Raw genomic sequence first — 24236 nt, forward strand, 5'->3', positions numbered from 1 at the left:
GCTTATCTTACTATTGTTATGTTCCCTGTGTACTTATTCTCTTCCTTATTAGAAAGAATGATGATATAATAATAAACGCCGGCAGGTAGTGCTTTCGCATTATGTGTTCCATCCCAAGCTTCATACTCACCCTCTGAAGAGAAAATTTCATTCCCCCATTTATTGTATATTTTAACTGTGTTATTTGGATATAAATCAATGTTTCCAATCACCCATGTATCATTATACAAATCTCCATTAGGAGAAAAGGTATTAGGAATGATTAAACACTCCTCGTTATTTGCAATTACATCAAGCTCAAAACTATTTGAACAGTTATTATTATCCAGAATTGTTAAGGTATAAATACCAGGTCCTACATCTTCAAGATTTTGACCAAAGGAGCTATTAGACCAAGTGTAAATATAAGGTTGCGTTCCGCCATAAGGTTCAACATAAATTGCAGCGTCACTTTGATCCACACAGCTCACAGGATTCATTTCGTAGGTAATTCCAATTTCATCTGGTTCATTAACAGATAATTTTGTTTCAATTATACATCCTTGCGCGTCTTCTGCCCTAAGATTGTACTCCCCCTTACTCAAGCCTTGAAGATCTTCATCTGTAGAATTGTTAGACCATAAATAGCTGTAAGGAGTAGTACCACCATTTAATGTTAAATCAATCGAACCATCGTTACCATCATAACAAGATGCGTCATTAACAAAGGCTTGGAAGGTAAATGGCGCTGGCTCATCCACGAATAATAACTCTTCATAAATACAATTGTTTTCGTCCGATACTCTAATGAAATATTCACCTGTTGGGATATCATTAATTGTTTCAGAAGGATTGTTTAATAGAATTTCATTTTCATCTCCCCAATTAAAGTAATAAGGTTGAACGCCTCCTGTGATTGTTAACTCTATTTTTCCATCTGAATATCCAAAACAACTTGGGTCTGTTGCTGCTACCGCAACATCAAGTAACTGCGGTTCATTAATTGTAGCACCAGAGAAGGCAACACAGCCGTTATTATCTGTTACCGTTACAGAATACATTCCGTCTGTTAAACCTGAAAGATGATTACTTGTAGCACCGTTTGACCAATTGTAGGAATAAGGCAAAGTTCCGCCAACAACTTGTGTTTCTATACTCCCTGTTGAATCATCAAAACACAACACATCTTTACTAAATGTGGAAACCACCAATGACGCCGCTGGCTCATCAACGGAGATCGTTTTTTGTATATCACACCCATTTTGATCGACAACCGTAACGATATAAACACCCGCAGAAATATTAAGCAAATCCTCTGTCGTAATTCCATTAGACCAATTGAAAGAATAGTTTCCTGTTCCTCCACTAACAGAAATATCTATCGCTCCAGATGTTCCTCCAAAACAATCCACATTTGTTACTGAAGAAACTATGGCTAGCGGAGCACTTGGTTGGCCTATTACGCTAGTATTGGTTTCAGAACATCCGTTTGCGTCAGTGACCACAACTGAATAAGCGCCAGACTCAAAGTTCAAAAGGTCTTGCGTGGTATCTGCTAGAATGTTAGTCATCCCATCAGACCATTCATAACTACAGGGTGTTGTTCCCCCTGTAACTGATACATCAATTCCTCCATCGTTATCACCGAAGCAAAGCACATTAGTCGCTACACTATTTACAAGTAAAGGGTTTGAAGGCTCTGTAATCGTAATTGTATTGCTTTCTGCACAGCCCAAGCTATCCACAACATTAATGGTATAAACTCCAGCAGTCAATGAATTGATATTTTCGACTGTCTGTCCATTATTCCAAAGTATTGTATAAGGAGAGGTTCCTCCAGAAATACTAGTCATTATTTCACCTGTTGAGTCCCCGTTACAAAGAACATCGCTTTGAGTTGAAACTATTGCTAAAGGGGCGTCAGGTGAAGTTATTGAATAATTGAAAACTGTATTACATCCCATGTGATCAGTTACTGTTAAAGAATAATCCCCAGCTACCACATTTAGAAGGCTCGGGTTCACTGTTCCATTAGACCACAGATAGTTATAAGGTGCTGTTCCTCCAGAAACCTGAGGGTCTATTTGGCCGTTTGAAGCCCCAAAACAGTCCACATTGGTTATTATTTCATTATCATTCAATGACATAATTGGCTGGTCTATTGTTACTGTAATCGTGCTAGAGCAAGCGTTAGCATCGTAAACAATTACTGTGTAATCATCAGCAGCTAAACCTACCAAGTCTTGACCGTCAAACGCCATCAAACCAGATAGGTTACTATACCATTGGTAGTTATAAGGAGGTGTTCCTCCTGTAACAGTAAGGTCAATATTTCCATTCGCGCCACCATAACAAGACACGTCAGTTGAAAGTTCCGTTAAGGTAACGCCTTGAGCAGGTTCCGTTATGGTGTAACTATTTGTGCTTGTACATCCCTTATCGTCTGTAACCGTAAAACCATAAGTTCCGGCAGTAACATTTGAAAGGTCTTTTGTTAAATCACCATTAGACCAACTGTAAACATAAGGAAGTGTTCCTCCGTTTACAGTAATATCCACCCCACCAGTGCTAGAAGAATGACATTCCACATTGCTTACAATAGCAGAATGAGTAAGGTCAAAAGGTTGTTCTATTACAACAGATAGCGTTTCTGTACATCCGTTTTGGTCAGAAACTGTAAGGGTATAAATACCTTCATCTAATCCACTAACATCTTTAGTTGTAGCACCATTCGACCATAGGAAACTGTAAATTGGAGTACCTCCCGAAACGGTGATATTTATACTTCCATCATTCAGACCTAATCCACATGACTTATCTTGCTTAGTATAGCTGATATTGAGCTGTTCTGGCTCTTTTATTGTTGCGCCATCGAAAAGCTGACATCCGTTATTATCGACAATATTTACTTGATAAGCCCCTTCCTGCAAGTCAATTAATGTGGTTGAATTTCCGACTGTAGCATTGACACCGTTTGTCCATACATAGGAATAAGGCAAAGCGTCGGTAGCGGCAGAAATATTTAGTTCGATTGTTCCATCATTCCCTCCATAGCAACTAACATCTGTAACGACAGTATTCGTTTGAAGTTTATTAGCAATCATTTTAAAAGAGGTAAAAGTAGTATCTTGGAACCCTTCCAACTCCCATGTTTCATTAAACCAGTCATAAGAAAAACCACCAATCGGAATCGATTTATCCCATAAAGGACCAACATTTAAAGCATAGCCAGGAAATCCGATTTCTGGAATTTTCACTGATGGAGTACATACTCTCTTTCTACAAATCTTAAAAAATCCACAAGGATAAGGAATAGAAATACAAACTTCTGGAATGGTATAACCAGGGACTACTGTAACTTTTGGTACATCAAAACCAAATTGAAAGGCACTCATCAAAAAATCAAAGTCCACTTGGTCATAAGTATGGTTTTTAAACATACCATCGATGGAATAGGTTGGTGTAATATCTAATTCTTCGAAAAAGCATGGAAATTTATAATTCAATGATTCTCCAATTTCCAAATTAACAATGCTACTTTGTTGCACTTGAGAGGTCGTTCCATTTGCTTTGGTTATAGAATAATCAACTGGAATGGGAAATTCGAATTTCCCAAAAACTTTAGGATTAAAATCAAAACATTGATTGTTACTAATATTGGCATCAAAACTAGCCGAGAAGAAATTCCATTCTAACTCTGCAATCCCTACACTTTCTGACCCTGAGAGAGACGACAATGCAATCCCAGCAGCGGGAAGAGGTGGTGGTGAGTATTGCAGGATTTTACCTAAGACCTTGAAGACCTCTAAATTAAGATTGAAATATGTACTATCTCCGCACGCAGACAAAGATAAATTGGCCGGGTTTACAGCAGAAGATGTCTCAACATATGGAATGGTTACTTCACCTGACAAACCAAAACTTGTACTTGGTATCTCCGCTGGAAAAGCAGGTATGTGCACCTGCCACGGAAGGTTAGAACTAATATCTAAAGGTTTAGCATAAGGCCAACCTGCGGCACCGGGAAGATTTGGTGCTAACATTTCTGCAGGACCTAAAAACCAAACTCCTGTGTTTCCGCCTGTAGAAGCACCGTTACCACTAATTGTAGCAATATTTATGGTTTGCAATCCTGTATTAAAATTAGGAATAATTGGAAAAGCAGTACAGCCAAAGAAACAAAGTTGAGCGGATGCTGAAGCGCCCATTTCAAAGTATAAATCCCAAAAGAACTCCCCAGCTGAAGGGTAAAGACTTTTTAACTCCCATCCCGGCATCAGGTCATAATTCGTTTGTATCGTAACATCATCCCCCTGATCGTAAGAGAGGTCTGTTGGCATATTCAGTTCAATATCTACTGGATACTTAACTTCAACAGTTCCAGTGGTAAAACCTTCTATTCGGATTTCACTTCCTAGTCTTCCAGAAAAAGAACCATTTAACTTACCCCCAAAAGGGTTTCCGACAATATTTGTTATTCCTCCATTACCGGTATTAAAATTCACATTCCAAGACTCATCAAACAAAGTAACGGTTTGATCTAAGGTTACAGGTGAAAACGAGGGCCCCCACATATTTTGCTTTCCGGAATTAAATTCTGCATGATGATTTACAATTTGTTGAGCAAAAACATTTTCAAATGTAAAAAACACTAGCAAAAAAGCGGATACGACGATGTACTTCATGTTTTTAAGGGTTTAGATTAATGGTGTTGATACTTTTAAGAACTTCCATTTCTATTATTTCTTGCAACATTTCTGGATAAGTAATATTTAACCAGAGTGTCTTAGAAAGGTCACCAGCATAAACCATGTAGCGGATATACCTATCCCCTTTTAACTCAAACCACAACTTATAAATGACCCCGTTTACTTTATAATCAGATACAAAAGACTCCTTACTTATAAAATTTAATTGATTTAACTCATAGAATTCCTCATCCATTCCTTCCGAAACCCTTTTGTAATTTACATTATTGATTTGCGTCATTATGATGGCAGAAGCATTCTCGATTGAGATATACCCGTTAAAGGCATCCGAAGGAACGAAAGTTTCAGGAGGTACGATCATTTCCAAATTGGCACTAACCGACTCCGGTTCTTTTCGATCGAGTTTCTCATCATCTGTTTGAGCTGAGCTTAAAGAAGATATGATTAGGGCGAGGAGAATAAGTAAAATTGATTTCATCAGTAATTTTTAGTTGTATATCACAAAAATATATAATAATTGTAAAATTATTATTTTTATTTCAAAAATAAACGGGAAACATGAATTAAGTCATTTTTAAGCCCAATTAGCTCATATTTATACCTTTTGATTTGCCTTACACCATATTTTGTTTCATTTTTGTAGTCCTAATTCGTAATGGATTATTCCATTAATTAACTTTATCTTATGAAGCGTATAATTTTAATTTCTGTGCTTTTCGCATTAAATGCTTTTGGCGCAACAGCAGCAGATTTTTATTGGATAGGTGGTCCTGGTTCATGGTCAGACACAAACCACTGGTCAAACACCTCAGGTGGTACCACAAGTACAGGCCTGATTCCTGCTAAAGGAGACAGCATCTATTTTGACCAAAACTCAGGGCTATCTAGCCTGACAGACACTGTTAAAATTGACACAACGATTTTAGCTGATTTTATCACATTCCAAGGCGTAAATAATTCTTTCACTATGGAGGCCCTCGTGAACTTTAATCACACAATTTATGGTTCTATCGTTGGAAATTCAAATGGAATCAATTTCATAGGTAACTGGGGTGAAATAATCATGGACGCCGAAACACCTGGGCAAACAATAAGCTCTTCTGGAATTATCTGGGAACAAGATTTCCGATTTATCGGACTTACTATCAAGCTCCTAGACGACTTCATAACGAACGATAAGGATTTATACATAGACAGCTTTGGCTTTCATTCTAATAAACACTCCTTAACATTAGGTTCCTTCTTCAGTACTCTTACAAGTCCGAGGACTTTCCATTTTGACTCAAGCTTAATTATCGTGAACAATGGAGTTTGGGACGTGAACGGAAGCAATCTCACCTCTTCTTTTACGGGCACAGAAATAAAACTGGGAAATACAGCCAATTTCGCGAGTTTTAAAGGTGGAAACCAAATATATGATGAGGTGAACTCATTGTCCGCGTCAACGACTAGTGTGCTTGACAGCAATTCATTTAAACTATTGGAATTGCAAGCTTCAGGTTCTTTAACCATTAACAATAATGCCTTGGTGAACGCAGATTCTATTGTAGCATCAGGAACATGCGGAATGCCGTTTACAATTAGGACAACATCTATTGGCACAAATGCAATGATTGCCAAAACTGGACACCCCGTTCTTTCCTTATCAAATGTAATAATTAAGAATATTGATGCAATTGGCGCAGCAAATTATGACTTATTTTTATCTGAAACCCAAAACTCAAGTGGTTGGAAATTGGCACCATCTAATTTTTATTGGATTGGTGATAGTGGTTCTTGGGGAGATCCAAACCATTGGTCCAACACAAGCGGAGGAACTGCCTTTGGATGTATTCCAAAAGTCTCAGATTCTGTTTTCTTTGATGCGAACTCCTTTTCATCAAGTAATCAAACAGTGAGCATAGTAGACTCTTCCTACTGTGGCTTTATGGATTGGTCTGACCTAAACGCAACGCAAACAATGGAGCTGGTTACTGCACTCAGCGTTTATGGCGACATGGTTTTAAGCAATCATCTCAATATTAAAAAGGAAAATCAAACGAGCTCAATAATAGTGAAAGACGATGTGGGAATTCAATCAAATAATGCCAGCATAGATTGTAACCTTATTATCTACATGGAGGACAGCGCTTCAATATTCGAGCTGAATGATGACTTGATTACATCCGATTCTACAAATTTTCTTTTTTATAATGGGGTTTTGAATACTTCGGGACATAAGCTAAGAACAGGCTCCATATTCACCTCCGATTTACCTACCTTAGATGACCAAAGAACTATCTATTTTGGGAGTTCCGAAATAGTTCTAGCCAGTAGTTTTAATGCCCAGGATGATTCCCTGCTGAAGATATTTCCAGGTACATCTCATCTCTTTTTAACCGACACCATAAATCTATCTAATGACCTTATTACAGAGGGGAAAAACTTTTATGATGTAACCTTAGATTTCTCTCCAAACTCAGATGCTCAAAAGGTAATGGGGAATAACAACTTCAATAAATTAATCATTACACCAGGTTCAAAAGTTTATTTTGAGCAAGGAACAACTCAAACCATTGGAGACAGTTTAATTGCAAAAGGGAACTGTAGAGATTCAATTTTTCTTTATTCTTTAGATACAATTCACCAAGCCAATGCATTGATAAGCAAAACCGGAACAGACGTTATAGCTGAATGTCTAAACATAGCAGGGTTAACCAACGCAGGTGACCCATTAAACGCTTTGTTCTCTAAAGATATGGGAGCGAATAGCAACTGGATTTTTGATGCTAGACCTCCTGTAACATCCGATTTTTCCCACACTGGACCAATTTGTAAAGACGATACTGTACACTTTACTAACAATTCTACTGCTTTTTCAGGGGACCCGAATGACATCACTAATTATTGGTACTTTAATGATGGTTCAACAGGATATTTTGCAAACCCACCAATTGACAGCACATTCATCGACTATGAACTTGACACGTTAAAACACGTTTTCATAGGTTCTGGGACTTTTGATGTAGTTCTAAAAGCAGAATATAAAAACTATTGTTTTGCAACAGACACAGTTGCTATTGATGTAATATTGGCAAACGTTTCTATGCTTAGCTCCACAAACGACTCAATTGTATGTTCTAACTCTCCATTAGTATTTGAGGCTTTTAGCGCAGTAAATGGAACGCAATTTGAATTCTTTTATAATGGCGTCTCACAAAACACACCAAGCGCTAACGACAGCATTTTCACGCTAAACAATATCTCTCAGGGTGATTCGGTCTCTTTAGTCGCTTATGAACAAGGTTGTATAAGTGAAACAATCCCGTTCAAAACCTTTGATGTTTTTGCTCCTTCCACCTACAGTTGGGGGAATAATTCGGCATCTGGTGAAATTTGTAAAAATGATACCGTAACTTTTTTAGCAACATCTCCAGACTCAACAAACTCTTTCCAGTTTTTATTGAATAACAATTCTGTTACAGGAGTTTTAGACTCTTTAGCCACTTATAAAGTATCAACACTCAACAACAACGACTTAGTTACTTTAATTTCTATTGATACCAACCAATGTCGCGATACGGTTTCCAGTATTTTCACGGTTAATCCTTTACCCAATACAACACTTTCGGAATCTTCCGGTGGGAACGTAATTTGCCAAAACGAGGAACTTACTTTTACTGCAAATAATGCCGATTTATACGCCTTCTATAAAAATGATGTGCTTGTTCAAGGCCCTTCGGTAGTAGATACGTTCTGGACAAATAACTTAACGAGTGCAGATATAATTAGTGTAACAGGTTTCACAAACCAAGGCTGTCAATTTGAAGCTAATTCAGAATTTAATTACATCATAAACTCAGCTCCAACTGTTGTTCTCTCAAGCTCTGTTGCGAATAACACTATTTGCTCTGGTGAAAATGTAACATTTACTGCAACAGGCGCCGCAACCTATGAATTCTTTAAAAACGGTGTCACTCTTCAAGGTCCTTCAACCTTAAATTCCTTCGCTTCAAACAGTTTAAATGATAATGACATCATTTCAGTGCGTGGTAAAACATCTGGATGTTTTTCAACAGAACCAAGCATACAGTTTACTGTTAACAATTCCCCAACGACAGTTTTAACAAGCAATGATTCCGATAATGAAATTTGTCAGGGTACAGAAGTCGAATTCCAAGCCTCAGGAGCAAATAATTATGAGTTTTTCTTGGATGGCATGTCTCAAGGTGCATCTTCAAGTCTGAATACATTCACCAGCAGCACAATTCAAAATGGACAAGTAATTGAAGTTTTAGGAGAAAGTAATGGATGTGAGGTTAGCGCCTCCGTTATATTTAGCGTTTTAACAAAGCCTAATGTAGGTATAGTTTCTAGTAACGCAAATAATGAAATTTGTGATGGTGAAAGTATTTCTTTTGTTGCGACAAATGCGTCCAACTACGAGTTTTTTATTAATAGCCTGAGTGTTCAAGGCTATAGCAACAACGCTGTTTTAAACGCATCTAATTTCAACTTCGGAGCAAATACAGTGTTCGCTGTAGGAAGCTCAAACAATGGATGTGTTGACACAAGTCAAGTTATCCCAGTTCTATTCAAACCAACACCTACACTTTTGGTGAGCAGTTCGGATGCAAACAACACCATTTGTCAAGGCGAGTCTGTAACCTTTACGGCATCGGGTGGTGACAACTATCAATTTGTTTTAGATGGAACTCCTCAGACCAGCATGACGGGCAACAATAGCTTCACAACTAGCTCATTATCCAACGGACAAAATTTAATCGTTAATGGTAGCTTAAATGGATGCGCTAGTGTTTCAAACTTAATCTCGACAATTGTAAATCCTTCACCAAACATTGCACTAAGTAGCAGTGATGTTGATCTGATTTTTTGTGAAAATGAAATAGTTGATTTTACCGCCAGTGGTGCAACAAATTATGAATTCTTTATTGATGGTGTAAGTCAAGGACTCCCCTCAACGACAAACACTATAAACTCTTCAAACATTTTAGCAGGAAGCCACACAGTAATGGTTGAAGGGGAATCTAACAATTGTGTGTCCACCGAAAGTCTCATCATTAACATCAACAACGTACCATTGGTAAACCTTGTCACTTCGGATGTAGACAACTCAATTTGTAATGGGGAGGCCGTTACTTATACTGCTTCGGGCGCAAGTCTATATGAGTTCTTCATCAACGGGACTTCGCAAGGTGTTTTGAGCCCTACAAGTACGCTTCAAATAAATAGTCTGGCTAATAATGATATTGTAAGCGTTCAAGGTTCTTCAGCTTTAGGCTGCCAGGATTTAGAAGCCTACTCACCAATTGAAGTGCTGCCGCTCCCAAATGTTTCATTAACGAGCACAAGCGCGAATCAATCTATATGTACAGGAGAATCAGTGATCTTTACAGCTAACGGCGCTTCTTCTTACCAGTTTTTCGTAAATGGAACGAGCATAGGCGCTTCTTCTCCAACCAACACAACAACATTAAATACTCTAAACTATGGAGATGTGGTTAGTGTAACAGGTGATTTATTAGGTTGCACAGCTACTTCTAACGCTCTAAGCTTTCAAGTTTTTGGCTACCCTACAGTGAGTCTAACAAACAATGCCGACACTGTATTGTGTGTAGGTGAACCCGCTAACATAACTGCAAATGGAGCCAACGAATATTTGTTCTACGTGAATGGTGCTCCAATGGGTAATTTTGCACCAAACAACAATTTCATGTCCGCTGTGAACAATGGGGACATAATAACAGTTGAAGGACAAGCAAATGGTTGTAGCAGTTTTTCATCATCTTCTGTGACTTACTCTGTATTTAATTATCCAAACATTAATGTTATTTCCTCTCATCCAAACTTAAACATCTGCTTGAATGATACGGTTGACTTTAACGCAACTGGAGCCAATGAGTATACTTATGCTTTAAATGGCCTTCAATTAAGTAGTAATGCAACAGGTTTTTTCCAAACAAATAACATCCCTAACAATGGTGTAGTTTCTGTAACTGGTTTTAATGCGCACTGCGCCTCAAATCCCGCAGATTTTACTTTTACAGTAAATGAAATGAACCTGGAGATGTCTATTTCACCATCAAACATGATTTGTGAAGGTGACAATGTTCAATTTACCGCAACAGGCGCCGATGAGTATGAATTCCTTGTAAATGGTCTCTCGGCTTCTCCACAAGGACCTTTGAACACATTTACGAGTAACTTCCTCAATCATCACGATGAAGTCACCTTTAAAGGATTCAATACGACATCGGGGTGTACTCAAGATTTTAACGATTTCATAATTATGAATGTTCTTGAAACTCCTGTAATCACACCCCTAACAGGTACTACATTTTGTGAAGGAGACTCAGTTATCCTTTTAAGTAATGCGGTATATGGAAACACATGGCTATTCAACAACAACCCTATCGCTGGGGAATCTGACACCCTATATGTAGCAGATACCACAGGGAGTTATTCTCTTCAAGTTACTATGGGGGGAACAAATGATCTTTGGTCTTTAGGACAAAATTCAAACGGAGTTTTTGGGAATGGAAGTTCTTTCAACAGTTCTTTACCAGTAGCCTCTAACAGCGGAATTAATTTCACAGAAATATCTGCAGGTTTTAATTTTGTAATGGGTATTGATGAAAATAAATCACTTTTCGCTTGGGGTAATAATGCTTCTGGTCAATTGGGTAATGGAACTTACACCTCAACAAATTCACCAATTCAGATTGGATCGTTTACTAATATTAAAACAATTGCTACAGGAGCCAACAGTACGATGGCCACTACAGAGCAAGGTGAGGTATATGTTTGGGGAAACAATAATCATGGTCAATTAGGTTTAGGAAACAATGCTGTTGTTAATTTCCCAGTTGTGAATACAACGCTAACGAATATTGATACAATTGCAGCAGGAAGATCTCATTACGTTATACTTAGCACTAATGGTACCGTTCAAACAGTAGGAAATAATGATTTTGGTCAATTAGGAAATGGAACTTTAAATGGAAGCTCTACTCCGATTGCATTGGCGCTAAGCAATATAGTTGCAGTGGGTGCCAATGAATATGCAAGTTTTGCAATTGACAGTAATGGCGAACTGTACGCATGGGGTAATAATTCATCTGGGCAACTTGGTTTGGGGGATGTCGTGAGCCGATTAACACCAACTCTTTCTGATCTAAAAGACGTGGTAAGTGTTCAAGGAGGAGCTAATCACACCGTATTCTTAACCGAAGACCACAAAGTATATAGCACAGGAGGTAATTCTTATGGTCAATTGGGTAATTCTTCTCAAACCCCTTCTCTCTACCCTAGAGAAATTGATATCCAAGGTGTAAATATGATTGCTGCTGGTCAATATTCAACTTTAATGAAAAGAAAAGACAACTCTGTTTTTGCAGCAGGAAACAATACAGAAAACCAGCTTTCTGAAATTGCGGATACAGCAATAATAAGCCCTGTGCACATGAGTCAATTGGAAGGTGTTACTTTCATCGAATCCAGCAGAAACGCTTCGCACTTTTTATATGGACAAAATAAAACTTGTGCAAGTGCAGCTGTAACCACAAGCTTCTCTCCTGCTCCAGCTGTTTCTATTTCATCGGTAGGTGATGTTTTAGAAACCAATCAACCAGTAGCTGACAACTACCAATGGTTCTTTAATGGAAATCTAATCCCAGGAGCCAATTCACCAACATACAGCGCAAATAGCTCTGGTATTTACACTGTAGAAGTCTTTTACGCTAATGGTTGCAGTTCTTTCTCCGATGATTATTACCATAGCGTTGCGAATTTAGAAAAGTATGGTTCTTTTTCTTTAACACTCTATCCTAACCCTGCAAATGATGAATTAAATGTCGAATTTAGCGAATCAATTGAGATGGCAGAAATCATCATTTTTGATGCTGTTGGTAAGGTCATTTCAATGATTGATGTGAATAGCAACAAACTTTCTATTTCATGTCAGCATCTTGAAAACGGAGTTTACTATTTACAGATTTCTGGAAAATACGGAACTGCTCTGAAAAAATTTATCGTTAAACACTAAAACCGATTATGACTAATTTCTATGCTTACCTGTTCAATTTCAAGATCGTTTATATTGATCTGGTTTATGAGATCTGAGGACGATGGAAGTGAAACTAGAGGATGGAATAATTAATTAAGCATAAAAACTCATCATCCTTCAATCCTGTAAAAGTTAATTTTATGGATTGAAGGATTTTTTATTTATGACACTTTTTGAACTAATTTAGCAGAGATACTCATTTAGCCTTTCTCTATTTTCAAAAAAGCCAAAGTTCCTCCATTTGTTTTACCTAAACTCAGATAAAATAAGTTTGTAGCGGAGATGAACAACGAAGTAAAATACACTTCCTAAATAAGATTGAAAATAATTAAAGTAAAGTTTCATTTCCTAAGCCAAGCCCTCCATTATCAACCAAATAATTTTAATTTAGCAACACAAAATTGATAGAATATGAAAGCATACGTTTTTCCGGGTCAAGGTGCCCAATTTATAGGAATGGGAAAAGATCTTTACGAGGCTTCTCCTGTTGCACAAGAATTATTTAAAAAAGCCAACGAGATTTTGGGTTTTGACATTACTGAAATCATGTTTAATGGAACTGATGAGCAGTTGAAAGAAACCAAGGTAACTCAGCCAGCCATATTCTTGCATTCCGTGATTTTAGCGAAAGTACTGGGAGATGATTTTAAACCAAACATGGTTGCAGGACACTCTTTGGGGGAATTTTCGGCACTGGTAGCTAGCGGAGTATTGTCTTTTGAGGATGGACTGAAATTAGTTTATCAACGTGCTTTGGCTATGCAAGACGCTTGTGAAGCTGAACCTTCGACAATGGCGGCTATTTTAGGTTTAGAGGACGAAAAAGTTGAAGAAATCTGTGCAAATATTGACGAGGTTGTTGTTGCAGCAAACTATAATTGTCCAGGTCAGTTGGTGATTTCGGGATCTAATAAAGGAATCGAAATAGCATGTGAAAAAGCCAAGGAAGTCGGAGCAAAAAGAGCATTACCGCTACCTGTTGGAGGAGCATTTCACTCGCCATTAATGGAGCCAGCTAGGGAAAAATTAGAAAAAGCAATTAAAGACACACCATTTTCAGAAGGTATTTGCCCAGTATATCAAAATGTAACGGCAAATGCGGTAACAGACATTGATGAAATTAAGAATAATTTAATTGCCCAATTAACTGCTCCAGTGCGCTGGACACAAACTATGCAACAAATGATTGCTGATGGATGTGAGGAAGTAATTGAGGTTGGTCCTGGAAAAGTTTTACAGGGATTATTTAAAAAAGTAGATAGAAAGTTCCCGACGTCTAGTGCGGGGATTGAGTAGTAAGGGATTTCTGTAGGGGCGATTTGCTGTAAGGGCGATTTGCAAATCGCCCCTACAGCAAATCGCCCCGAAAGACATTAAATCAGATTTTTATTCAAAAATTTCATTTCATTTAGCTTTCTGAAATGCTTTCTGGTGAGGTTACTTTCTAAAATGTCCAAATGTTCTATGCGGTGGCAATCTGTTCCCAAATAGTCAATCAATTCACTATCCACCAACATTTCGGCTTGTCTTTTAATGGCTGATCCATAATGTCCGGTTAAAGAATTCAAGTTCATTTGAATCCTCACTCCATTCTCTCTTAATTTCCGTGCGGGCTCAATCCCCTCGTCAAGAAAGAAAAGGTATCTTTCATAATGTGCCAAAACGGGTTTATACCCCTTGGTTTTTAGTTTGAAGATTAATTCATCAATGTTGTTTGGTTTTGCGCCAAATGAAAACTCAAAAAGTAATTCACTATCTCCAAAAGTGAGTAGCTTTTCATTCTCTATTAATTTCAAAAATTCTTCATCATAAAAGTATTCTGCAGCGGCATCTACTTCAATTGGTATATTCAATCGTTTGACTTCAGCACGTACCTCTTCTAGTCCACTATGAATAATTTCAGGAGTATTTTTGTAATAATCAGACATAATATGAGGAGTCGTGATTACTTTCCTATATCCCAATTCTACAAAACGCAAAAGCATTCCTATGGTATGATCCATTGACTGAGAACCATCATCAATACCTGGAATGAGATGACTATGCATATCCACTTTAAGCGCACTCAAATCTAGAGGAGTTTTTGGCTTCGCTCCAAATACCGATTTAATTAAACCCATGATTTAAAATTTATGAATTGTATTGTTTTTCGTAATAAGTTTGATATTCTCCCGAAATAACGTTTTTCACCCAGTCTTGGTTGTCTAAATACCAATCTACTGTTTTTTCTAAACCTTCCTCAAAGGTAATGGATGGTTTCCATTTCAATTCCTGCTCTAATTTTGAAGCATCAATTGCGTATCTTCTATCGTGCCCTGCTCTATCTTTGATGAATTTTATTTGCTTGATGGTCTCCCCTTTTTCTCTTCCCAAACGTTGGTCAATAATTTCTGACAAGCGCTTAATCAAATCTAAGTTAGTCCATTCGTTTAAACCTCCAATATTGTAAGTTTCTCCATCTCTACCTTCATGAAAAATCAAGTCAATTGCACTTGCATGATCCTCCACCCAAAGCCAATCTCTAATATTCAAACCGTCTCCATAAATTGGTAAATCTTTTCCTTCAACAGCGTTGTGAATCATTAAAGGAATAAGTTTCTCTGGGAATTGGTGACTTCCATAGTTGTTGGAGCAATTCGAAATACGAATATTCAAACCATAAGTATGGTGATAAGCGCGCACAAAATGATCTGAACTCGCTTTGGAAGCTGAATAAGGGCTCCTTGGGTCGTAAGAGGTTGTTTCCTCGAATAAGCCTTCTACGCCCAAACTTCCGTAAACCTCATCCGTTGAAATTTGGTAAAAAATATGTTTTGACAAGTCAGACCAATTCGCTCTGCAAACATTCATCAAGTTAACCGTTCCCACAACATTGGCCAAGACAAAATCCATTGGACCAGAAATTGAACGGTCAACATGCGATTCGGCAGCTAAATGAATTACATCCGAGATATCAAACTTTGAAAAGACTTCTTTTAAATCAGCCTCACTACAAATATCTCCTTTAAAAAATGAATAATTGGCTTTTGACTCCACATCAGCTAAGGTTTCCAAGTTACCTGCGTAAGTCAATTTGTCAAAGTTTACAAAATGTGTTTCAGGATAACGATTCACCATGCGACGAACCACATGCGAACCAATGAACCCTGCTCCTCCTGTTATTAATATAGTCTTCATTTTAATTATATTTTATGCTTATTGAAATGTAGTTAATCCTCAAAAATTTAATACATTTTAAAATCCGTCTTCCTCTTCTTTTCAATTTCTGCAACGCCTTCGACAAGCTCAGTCTCCGCAGAAATTGGATTACTCTTCTAAATCAGTTGCCTTCGACGGGCTCAGTCAACGGGATTGCTCTTCGTTGACTGAGCCTGCCGAAAGCAATGAAAAGTAATCCTGAAAACAGCTATTTTTAAAACACTAAAACCTCAACAATGTGAGGCTTCAGCGGTAATTCTATGACAATCATCAGACGAAAAAAAGAAAGTTCTAATGATTACAAACTCCAGTATTCTAAATCTTTAATTTCCTTTTTGAAAACACCTTTGATATCAACAAAAACGCCTTTTTCGTCTTTTAAGTATTTTTTGAAGTCACTTTCTTTTAACTCTGCATATTCAGCATGGTTAACCGCCACAATCACAGCGTCATAATCATTACTAAGGCTCTCCTTATCTGTAAGTTCAACACCATATTCATGTTTCATTTCGTCAGATGAAGCATGTGGATCGATTAAATCAACTTTTACAGAGAAAGACTTTAATTCATTTACAACGTCAATTACTTTAGAATTTCTAATGTCTGAAACGTTTTCCTTGAAAGTAGCTCCCATAATCAACACTTTCGCATCGTTCATGTTTTTTCCTTGGGCAATCATCATTTTAACGGTTTGCTTTCCAATATAGAATCCCATCGAGTCATTCACCGAGCGACCGCTGTTGATAATCTCAGCATGGTAACCTACTTGTTTCGCTTTGTAAGTCAAATAATAAGGATCTACGCCTATACAGTGACCTCCAACAAGTCCGGGCTGGAATGGTAAAAAGTTCCACTTTGTTCCTGCCGCTTCTAGCACTTCGTAGGTATTTATACCCAACTTATTAAAAATAATGGAGAGCTCATTAATCAACGAAATATTTACGTCACGCTGCGTATTTTCGATGATTTTTGCTGCTTCCGCTACCTTAATTGATGTTGCGCGATGTACTCCAGCTCCAACGACTTCCTCGTAAACTTTAGCGATTTGTTCTGCAGACTCTTCATCACTTCCGGAAACGACTTTCACTACATTCTGCAAAGTATGCACTTTATCTCCTGGATTAATACGTTCTGGAGAATAGCCCACTTTAAAATCTGTTCCAAATTTCAATCCGGACTCCTTTTCTAAAACAGGAATACAATCTTCCTCGGTACAACCTGGATAAACAGTAGATTCAAAAACAACATAATCACCTTTTTTCAACACCTTACCAACTGTGGAAGACGCGCCCAAAAGAGGGCCTAAATTAGGTCTATTAGAATCGTCGATGGGTGTAGGAACTGCCACAACATAAAAAGTTGCTTCTTTTAAATCCTCCAAATCTGCAGTAAATTCTATGCTACAACCTTCAAAATCTGAAGCCTCTAACTCTTTACTTGGATCAATATTGTTTTTCATTAACTCCACTCTTTCTGCGTTAATGTCAAACCCAATAACATTCATTTTTCGAGCAAATTCAAGGGCAATAGGCAATCCTACATATCCCAAACCGATTACGGCTAATTTCTCTTCTCTTTCTATTAATTTAGTGTGCATTGATTTGTTCATTTCGTACTGTGTATATTCGTTCTATGATTTCAACAACTTTTAATCCTTCCAAAGCATTTGTAGTTGCCGTATTTCTTCCTTTAAGTGTGTCCACCACATTATTAATAACGTAGTGATGGTTGGCCGCAGAGCCTTTATAAGCTCCATAATCATTGCCTGGATTAGTTTCCGCTAATTGAGGCATTTCATATCCTTCGATATTACAGACTTCCACCTCGTTCATATATTGTCCGCCAATTTTAACAGATCCTTTTTCACCGATTATGGTAATGGATGATTCTAGGTTTTGACCAGCAACCGCAGTTGAGTAATTAATAGACCCCATTCCTCCTTGAATAAAATCAAAATTTACAAAACCCGAATCTTCAAAATCTGTTGAATCTTTGTGCGTAAAGTCAGCAAATTTACCTTGAATATTTTTAATATCACCAAAAAGCCAATACATAATATCTACAAAATGAGAGAACTGTGTAAACAAAGTTCCACCATCAAGTTCCTGAGTTCCTTTCCAACCTCCCTTTTTATAGTATCTATTGTCACGATTCCAATAGCAATTTAACTGAACCATGAATATCTTGCCAAGTACTCCCTCATCCACCACAGATTTAATCCATTCCGATGGTGGTGAATATCTATTTTGCATCACACAAAACACATGTTTAGACATTTGCAAAGATTTAAAAATAATCTTTTCACAATTATCTTTAGTGAGTCCCATGGGTTTTTCGCAAACAACATGTTTATTCTGTTCAAGAATTTGGATACTTTGTTCGGCATGCAAACCATTGGGTGTACACACGCTGGCGATATCGTATGCTATATTAGAAGCTAAAAAGTCCTCAATTGAGTTAAAGAAAGGAACATCAAAATGGTCTATTCCTAAATTTTCTTTCGGTTGAATATCAATTAAAGCAACCAGTTCTGCTTCCTTATTTTCATTGACCATCGTAGCATGACGCTTGCCAATATGACCTGAACCAATAATTACAAATTTTATTTTTCCATCCATAATTTTGGTTCTAAATTTTATTTACTCTGCCGTCTAAAAGTTGATATCTCTCTTTGCTTTCTTCACAAACGGCTTCATTGTTTTCATCAAATTCTAAGCGGTGACCAAACTCACTCATCCAACCCATTTGCTTTCCTGGATTCCCTACAATCAATGCATAAGGCAGAACCTCTTTGGTGACCACAGTTCCTGCGCCAATAAATGCATATTCACCGATATCATGGCCACAAACAATAGTTGCATTTGCTCCAATAGAAGCACCTTTTCTCACCAAAGTTTTGCTGTACTGTCCTCTTCTATTCACCGCACTTCTTGGGTTAATAACATTCGTAAAAACCATTGAAGGTCCTAGGAAAACATCATCTTCACATTCAACACCAGTATAAATTGAAACGTTGTTTTGCACTTTTACATTGTTTCCCAAAACAACATCAGGAGAAATGACCACATTTTGTCCAATGTTACAGTTTTTTCCTATTGTACAGTTAGGCATAATATGAGAAAAGTGCCAAATTTTAGTCCCCTCTCCTATTGTGCAGCCTTCATCAATTACTGCCGTGTTGTGTGAAAAATAGCTCATATTATTTTATGTATCCCTCAAAGTTATTGTGTTCTTTCTTGAAAAGCTCATCTTTAGATAATCCCTTAAAATAAGCGTAAGTAATTTTCAAACCTTCTTCACGACTTACTTTGGGTGACCAATCTAAAATTTCTTTCGCTCTGGTAATATCTGGTTGTCTTTGCTTTGGATCATTTACGGGTAAATCTTGATAAATTACCTTTTGCGTTGTTCCTGTCAATTTTATAATTTCTTCTGCGAAATCACTGATTGTAATTTCATCAGGGTTTCCAACATTCACTGGCTGTGTATAATCAGAATGTAATAATCTGACGAGCCCTTCTACTAAATCATCAACATAACAGAAAGACCTGGTTTGACTTCCGTCTCCAAAAACAGTTAAATCCTCACCACGCAAAGCTTGTCCTATAAAAGCTGGTAAAACACGTCCGTCATTCAAACGCATTCTTGGTCCGTAGGTGTTAAAAATACGTGCTATTCTTGTTTCCAAACCATGATAAGTATGGTAAGCCATTGTTATTGCTTCTTGAAAACGCTTTGCTTCATCATATACGCCGCGTGGTCCTATCGGATTTACATTTCCCCAGTAATCTTCCGTTTGCGGATGAACTTCAGGATCGCCATAAACCTCGGAAGTTGAAGCGATTAAAACACGTGCATTTTTCACTCTCGCCAATCCTAAACAGTTATGAATTCCTAGTGATCCAACTTTTAACGTTTGAATAGGAATCTTTAGATAATCGATTGGGCTTGCTGGCGAGGCGAAATGTAAAATATAATCTAACTTACCGGGTACATGAATAAAGTTTGAAACATCTTGATGATAGAATTCAAAGTTCTCCTTTGGCATCAAATGTTCAATATTCGACAACCTTCCAGTAATTAAATTGTCCATCGCAATTACGTGATAATCATCTTTGACAAAACGTTCACACAAATGTGATCCTAAAAACCCTGCTGCTCCGGTAATTAAAACTCTTTTTCTCATCATCTTCTATACTTTAGGTAAAATAGTTTGACGTCCAATAGAACTGTAGTACACTCCTTTTTCCTGAATATCAGAAAGGTTAAATAGATTTCTACCGTCAAAAATTACTGGACTATTCAACTTGTTTTTGATGACTTCAAAATCTGGATTTTTAAAAACAGACCATTCAGTGGCAATCAACAATGCATCTGCGCCTTCCAAAGCTTCGTATTGATTTTCGACATAATCGATTTTATCTCCAATTTGCATTTTCACATTGTCCATTCCTTCAGGGTCGAAAGCTACCACTTCAGCTCCTCTATTGACCAATTCATCCACTAAATAAAGTGCTGGCGCTTCACGAATATCATCTGTATCTGGTTTAAAAGCCAATCCCCAAAGGGCAAACTTTTTTCCTTTTAAATCTCCGAAGTAATCGAGTACTTTATCTAAAAGCTTAATGCGTTGCTTACTATTTACTTTGAGAACTGCATCAATAATTGAAAAATCAAAATTGTGGTCTAAGCCACTTTTCATTAACGCGCTCACATCTTTCGGGAAGCAGCTTCCTCCAAATCCAATTCCTGGATATAAAAAACGGTGTCCAATTCTTGCGTCAGACCCCATTCCCTCACGAACTTTATCTACATCCGCACCTACAATTTCACAAAAATTAGCCACTTCATTCATAAAAGTGATTTTTGTAGCTAAAAAAGCGTTGGCTGCATATTTTGTTAATTCTGCTGATTTTTCATCCATAAAAATCAAAGGATGTCCGTCACGAATAAAAGGTTGATATAATTCTTTCATTACCACCCTTGCCTTTTCATCTTCTGTTCCGATAACCACACGGTCTGGATTCATGAAATCGTCTACCGCAAAACCTTCTCTCAAAAATTCTGGATTAGAAACTATCGCAAATGGCACTTGTGTTTCTGCTTTAATTGCAGCGGTAACTTTCTCTGCGGTACCCACAGGAACTGTAGATTTATCAATAATCACTTTATACTCAGTAATTATCTTCCCCAAATCCTTTGCTACTCCAAGCACATAAGATAAATCTGCAGATCCATCTTCTCCTGGAGGAGTTGGCAATGCTAAAAAAATGATCTCTGCATCTTTAACCGCTGCGGCTAAATCTGTAGTAAATTTCAATCTTTTTTGCTTTATATTTCTTTCAAATAAAACATCTAAGTGTGGCTCATAAATTGGAACCTCACCATTTTTCAGACGTTCAACTTTGTTTTCATCTATATCTACACAGATTACATTATTACCCGTTTCGGCAAAACAAGTTCCCGTAACCAAGCCCACATATCCTGTACCAATAACTGCTATATTCTTCATCCTTTCATAAATTCTTTAACTGTTGAACAAATGTAATCCAATTGATCTTTTTCTAATTCCGTATGCATTGGCAAAGAGAATACTCTTGTGGTTAACCAGTCTGTATTTTCTAAACTCCCACTTGAAGTTTCTAGTGAAGCAAACATTTTTTGTTTATGAGCAGGAACTGGGTAATAAATCATTGCTGGAATATTCTTTTCTCCTAAAAACGCCACCAAGGCATCACGGTCAATTCCGTCATCTAACTGCAAAGTGTATTGATGAAAAACATGTTTAGAATTACCAACTCTTTTAGGGATTGTTAATCCTTTTACTTCAGAAAATTCAGCGTCATAGTAGTCCGCTGCTGCTCTTCTTGCGTCAATGTAGTTATCTAATTCTCTTAGTTTGATGCGTAAAACCGCTGCTTGAATGGTATCTAAACGCGAATTACAACCCACAACATCGTGATAATATCTTTTGCTTTGTCCATGATTGGCAACCATAGCCAATTTCTCCGCAATCTCGTCGTTATCTGTACACATTGCACCACCATCTCCATAACAACCTAAGTTTTTGGAAGGAAAGAAGCTTGTACAACCCACATCTCCGATAGTTCCCGTCTTTTTAACTGTTCCATCCGAGAAAGTATAGTCCGAGCCAATTGCTTGAGCATTATCTTCAATTACCTTCAAATCGTACTTTTCTGCAATCTTCATAATCGCCTCCATATCGCATGCTTGTCCATACAAATGAACAGGAACTATTGCTTTTGTTCGAGCAGTAATTGCTGATTCAATAGCTTTTGGAGAAATATTAAATGTATCCTTTTCACAATCTACAAACACAGGTTTCAACCTCAAAAGGCCCATCACTTCCGTAGTGGCGATATAAGTGTATGATGGTGTAATCACCTCATCGCCCGGTTTCAGACCAAGTGCCATCATTGCAATTTGTAAGGCATCTGTTCCATTAGCACACGGAACAACATGTTTTGCTCCAAGGTAAGCACCTAGCTCATCCTTAAAACTGTGAACATCTGGTCCGTTTATAAACTGGGCATTATCTAGGATATTGTTAATTGAAGACTGAACTTGAGGTTTGATTTTCTCATACTGGCTAATCAAATCAACCATTTGTATTTTTTTCATAAAGACGGTTTTACACTTTTTGTGAGTCTGACAAAAATAACAAATCATAATTGATAATTGATAATTCACAATTGAAAAATCACTGGCGTCCGATAAAGATTTAAAAAAAGCTTAGTTTTGTATATGAAAAAAGGGAGCTTATGTTTTGGCCAACAAGCTCCCTTTAAATTGTTCCACTTTACATTTAGAACATGAGCAAAATTAGTAAAAAATCTGGTATTCCTGTTTTCGGACAGCTGTTATCCCTAATCCCTCGTCAGGATTTCAATATTAGTGTTAAAAATCATCAATCTGATCGTTATATTAAGCGTTTTACTTCATGGGATCATTTAGTTACTATGCTTTTCGGAGTGATTCATAAGGTAGGTGGATTACGTGAACTTTGCTCAGGTCTAGCCGCACACAATCAAAGTCTGAAGCATCTTGGAGTAAAGTCTTTACCTACTAAAGCACCCTTAGTGATAGAAACAAGAGCCGTACACCAAAAGTCTTTGAAGAGCTGTTTTTTAGCATCTATAAAGCTAATAAGTGGATTTTATCGGACAGCAGTTTATCTAAAAATGAAAAATGGCTCTCTCGTCTTTTTTTAATTGACTCTACAACAATTACTTTGTTTAAAAATATAATGAAAGCTTGCGGGAATTCTATGGCTAATGGCCGTCGAAAAGGAGGTGTAAAGGTTCATGCGGGCATGTGGTTAAATGAACAAGTGCCTTCATTAATACGAATTTCTAAATCTGCCGAGAGTGATAAGAAGTTTATGGTGCGTTTTAAAAATATGCCTGCTGAAACTATTTTGGTTTTTGATAAAGCATACGTAAACTATAGTTTATACAAGCATTGGAGTAAAATTAAAGTGAGTTTTGTAAGCCGTTTACATAAAAGCTGTGTTGTTACCAAAGGTAATCTACGATTATTATCAGTTGAAGATGAGGAGTATAATATTCTAGAAGATTGTGAAGTACAACTAGGTCATAAAGCACAGAAAGACAAGGTAAACGTAAGGCTCATCAAGTTTTTTGATAAAGAACATAATCGAGAAATAGAGTTTATTACCAACGACAAAAGGTTGGAAGCTTGGGAAATAGCAGAAATATATAAACAACGTTGGGCAATAGAGTTACTTTTCAAAAGGCTTAAACAGAATATTAAAATCACTAGCTTTTTAGGAGATAATGAGAATGCTATTCGCATTCAAATCTGGTGCGCACTTATCGCTGACTTATTAATGCAAATAGCTCGTAAAGGTATGAGAAAAGGTGAAATGGCCTATTCAGTGGTGTGCGGTTTAATCAAGCTACATCTCATGAATTATGTGCAAATTAAACAGTTGCTTCAAACTCCAACTGATCCCTCCATTTTTCATCGGAAACCTCAAGAAAATTACGACCTATTTAATCAAGCCCCCCCTTAGTTTTATGAATTTGAGCTAGGGGTCGAAAATATTGACCTACAAAGACAAAAATAGCCGAAATTAGTTTTTATCGGACGCCAGTGAATTATCAATTACGAATTTGTTTGACTTTCCAATTGAAGGGATGGGCAGCAAAACATTATCCCTCACTAAAGACATTAAACTCGACATTGAAAAGTAGCACGCAGATTTTATGGGATTCAAAAGATTAAAAGAATTGATTTGACTT

14 protein-coding genes are annotated in these 24236 nt (G+C 37.3%); 4 read left to right on the forward strand and 10 right to left on the reverse strand.

What is annotated here, in order from left to right:
- Nucleotides 1-2 precede the first annotated feature (2 nt).
- Together DIT68_RS05205 and DIT68_RS05210 are read right to left on the reverse strand one after the other, a co-directional pair.
- A complete protein-coding gene (locus DIT68_RS05205; protein ID WP_109358745.1) occupies nt 3-4664 on the reverse strand; it encodes a T9SS type B sorting domain-containing protein in 4662 nt (1553 codons plus the stop codon).
- 4 nt (nt 4665-4668) lie between these two features.
- Nucleotides 4669-5166 carry a hypothetical protein gene (locus DIT68_RS05210; RefSeq protein WP_109358746.1) on the reverse strand — a complete coding sequence of 166 codons (498 nt, stop codon included), beginning with the start codon at nt 5164-5166 and terminating at the stop codon, nt 4669-4671.
- A 207-nt stretch (nt 5167-5373) separates the two neighbouring features.
- Between DIT68_RS05210 and DIT68_RS05215 the strand changes: the two genes are divergently transcribed.
- A complete protein-coding gene (locus tag DIT68_RS05215) occupies nt 5374-12732 on the forward strand; it encodes an RCC1 domain-containing protein (protein WP_109358747.1) in 7359 nt (2452 codons plus the stop codon).
- A gap of 432 nt (nt 12733-13164) precedes the next feature.
- Nucleotides 13165-14049, forward strand: a complete 885-nt coding sequence (gene fabD / locus DIT68_RS05220; RefSeq protein ID WP_109358748.1) for an ACP S-malonyltransferase — start codon at nt 13165-13167, stop codon at nt 14047-14049.
- Nucleotides 14050-14126: 77 nt separating this feature from the next.
- Here fabD and DIT68_RS05225 read toward each other — a convergent pair whose 3' ends face one another.
- From DIT68_RS05225 to DIT68_RS05260, 8 genes are all read right to left on the reverse strand, one after another.
- Nucleotides 14127-14873, reverse strand: coding sequence for a tyrosine-protein phosphatase (locus DIT68_RS05225; RefSeq protein WP_109358749.1), 747 nt, complete (start codon nt 14871-14873; stop codon nt 14127-14129).
- Nucleotides 14874-14883: 10 nt separating this feature from the next.
- Entirely contained in the window at nt 14884-15930 is a 1047-nt protein-coding gene (gene rfbB / locus DIT68_RS05230) for a dTDP-glucose 4,6-dehydratase (RefSeq protein ID WP_109358750.1), read from the reverse strand.
- 319 nt (nt 15931-16249) lie between these two features.
- The gene (locus DIT68_RS05235) at nt 16250-17548 is read right to left on the reverse strand and encodes a nucleotide sugar dehydrogenase (protein WP_109358794.1); all 1299 of its coding nucleotides are present in this window, start codon (nt 17546-17548) and stop codon (nt 16250-16252) included.
- On the reverse strand, nt 17538-18569 hold the full coding sequence (locus DIT68_RS05240) for a Gfo/Idh/MocA family protein (protein ID WP_109358751.1): 1032 nt from the start codon (nt 18567-18569) through the stop codon (nt 17538-17540). Before DIT68_RS05240 ends, DIT68_RS05235 begins: the two co-directional genes overlap by 11 nt.
- A gap of 10 nt (nt 18570-18579) precedes the next feature.
- Nucleotides 18580-19149, reverse strand: coding sequence for an acyltransferase (locus tag DIT68_RS05245; RefSeq protein WP_109358752.1), 570 nt, complete (start codon nt 19147-19149; stop codon nt 18580-18582).
- A gap of 1 nt (nt 19150) precedes the next feature.
- Nucleotides 19151-20137, reverse strand: a complete 987-nt coding sequence (locus DIT68_RS05250) for a UDP-glucuronic acid decarboxylase family protein (protein WP_199223382.1) — start codon at nt 20135-20137, stop codon at nt 19151-19153.
- Between the two features lie 6 nt (nt 20138-20143).
- Nucleotides 20144-21463: a UDP-glucose dehydrogenase family protein gene (locus DIT68_RS05255; RefSeq protein ID WP_109358754.1), complete on the reverse strand. Its 1320-nt coding sequence runs from the start codon at nt 21461-21463 to the stop codon at nt 20144-20146.
- Nucleotides 21460-22593 (reverse strand): DegT/DnrJ/EryC1/StrS family aminotransferase, encoded by a 1134-nt coding sequence (locus tag DIT68_RS05260; protein ID WP_109358755.1) that lies wholly within the window; start codon nt 22591-22593, stop codon nt 21460-21462. The genes DIT68_RS05255 and DIT68_RS05260 overlap by 4 nt, the downstream gene beginning before the upstream one ends.
- 191 nt (nt 22594-22784) lie before the next feature.
- Between DIT68_RS05260 and DIT68_RS05265 the strand changes: the two genes are divergently transcribed.
- Both DIT68_RS05265 and DIT68_RS05270 read left to right on the forward strand, forming a co-directional pair.
- Nucleotides 22785-23183 (forward strand): DUF4372 domain-containing protein, encoded by a 399-nt coding sequence (locus DIT68_RS05265; RefSeq protein ID WP_109358756.1) that lies wholly within the window; start codon nt 22785-22787, stop codon nt 23181-23183.
- Entirely contained in the window at nt 23093-24007 is a 915-nt protein-coding gene (locus DIT68_RS05270) for an IS4 family transposase (protein WP_304529279.1), read from the forward strand. The genes DIT68_RS05265 and DIT68_RS05270 overlap by 91 nt, the downstream gene beginning before the upstream one ends.
- The last annotated feature ends 229 nt before the right edge of the window (nt 24008-24236 follow it).

Source organism: Brumimicrobium oceani (assembly GCF_003143775.1).
In the GTDB taxonomy this organism is placed as follows: domain Bacteria; phylum Bacteroidota; class Bacteroidia; order Flavobacteriales_D; family Crocinitomicaceae; genus Brumimicrobium; species Brumimicrobium oceani.

Coding starts and splice junctions, on each gene's coding strand:
- DIT68_RS05205 (WP_109358745.1), bottom strand. CDS start 4,664: ATGAAGTACATCGTCGTATCCGCTTTTTTGCTAGTGTTTTTTACATTT.
- DIT68_RS05210 (WP_109358746.1), bottom strand. CDS start 5,166: ATGAAATCAATTTTACTTATTCTCCTCGCCCTAATCATATCTTCTTTA.
- DIT68_RS05215 (WP_109358747.1), top strand. CDS start 5,374: ATGAAGCGTATAATTTTAATTTCTGTGCTTTTCGCATTAAATGCTTTT.
- fabD (WP_109358748.1), top strand. CDS start 13,165: ATGAAAGCATACGTTTTTCCGGGTCAAGGTGCCCAATTTATAGGAATG.
- DIT68_RS05225 (WP_109358749.1), bottom strand. CDS start 14,873: ATGGGTTTAATTAAATCGGTATTTGGAGCGAAGCCAAAAACTCCTCTA.
- rfbB (WP_109358750.1), bottom strand. CDS start 15,930: ATGAAGACTATATTAATAACAGGAGGAGCAGGGTTCATTGGTTCGCAT.
- DIT68_RS05235 (WP_109358794.1), bottom strand. CDS start 17,548: ATGCACACTAAATTAATAGAAAGAGAAGAGAAATTAGCCGTAATCGGT.
- DIT68_RS05240 (WP_109358751.1), bottom strand. CDS start 18,569: ATGGATGGAAAAATAAAATTTGTAATTATTGGTTCAGGTCATATTGGC.
- DIT68_RS05245 (WP_109358752.1), bottom strand. CDS start 19,149: ATGAGCTATTTTTCACACAACACGGCAGTAATTGATGAAGGCTGCACA.
- DIT68_RS05250 (WP_199223382.1), bottom strand. CDS start 20,137: ATGAGAAAAAGAGTTTTAATTACCGGAGCAGCAGGGTTTTTAGGATCA.
- DIT68_RS05255 (WP_109358754.1), bottom strand. CDS start 21,463: ATGAAGAATATAGCAGTTATTGGTACAGGATATGTGGGCTTGGTTACG.
- DIT68_RS05260 (WP_109358755.1), bottom strand. CDS start 22,593: ATGAAAAAAATACAAATGGTTGATTTGATTAGCCAGTATGAGAAAATC.
- DIT68_RS05265 (WP_109358756.1), top strand. CDS start 22,785: ATGAGCAAAATTAGTAAAAAATCTGGTATTCCTGTTTTCGGACAGCTG.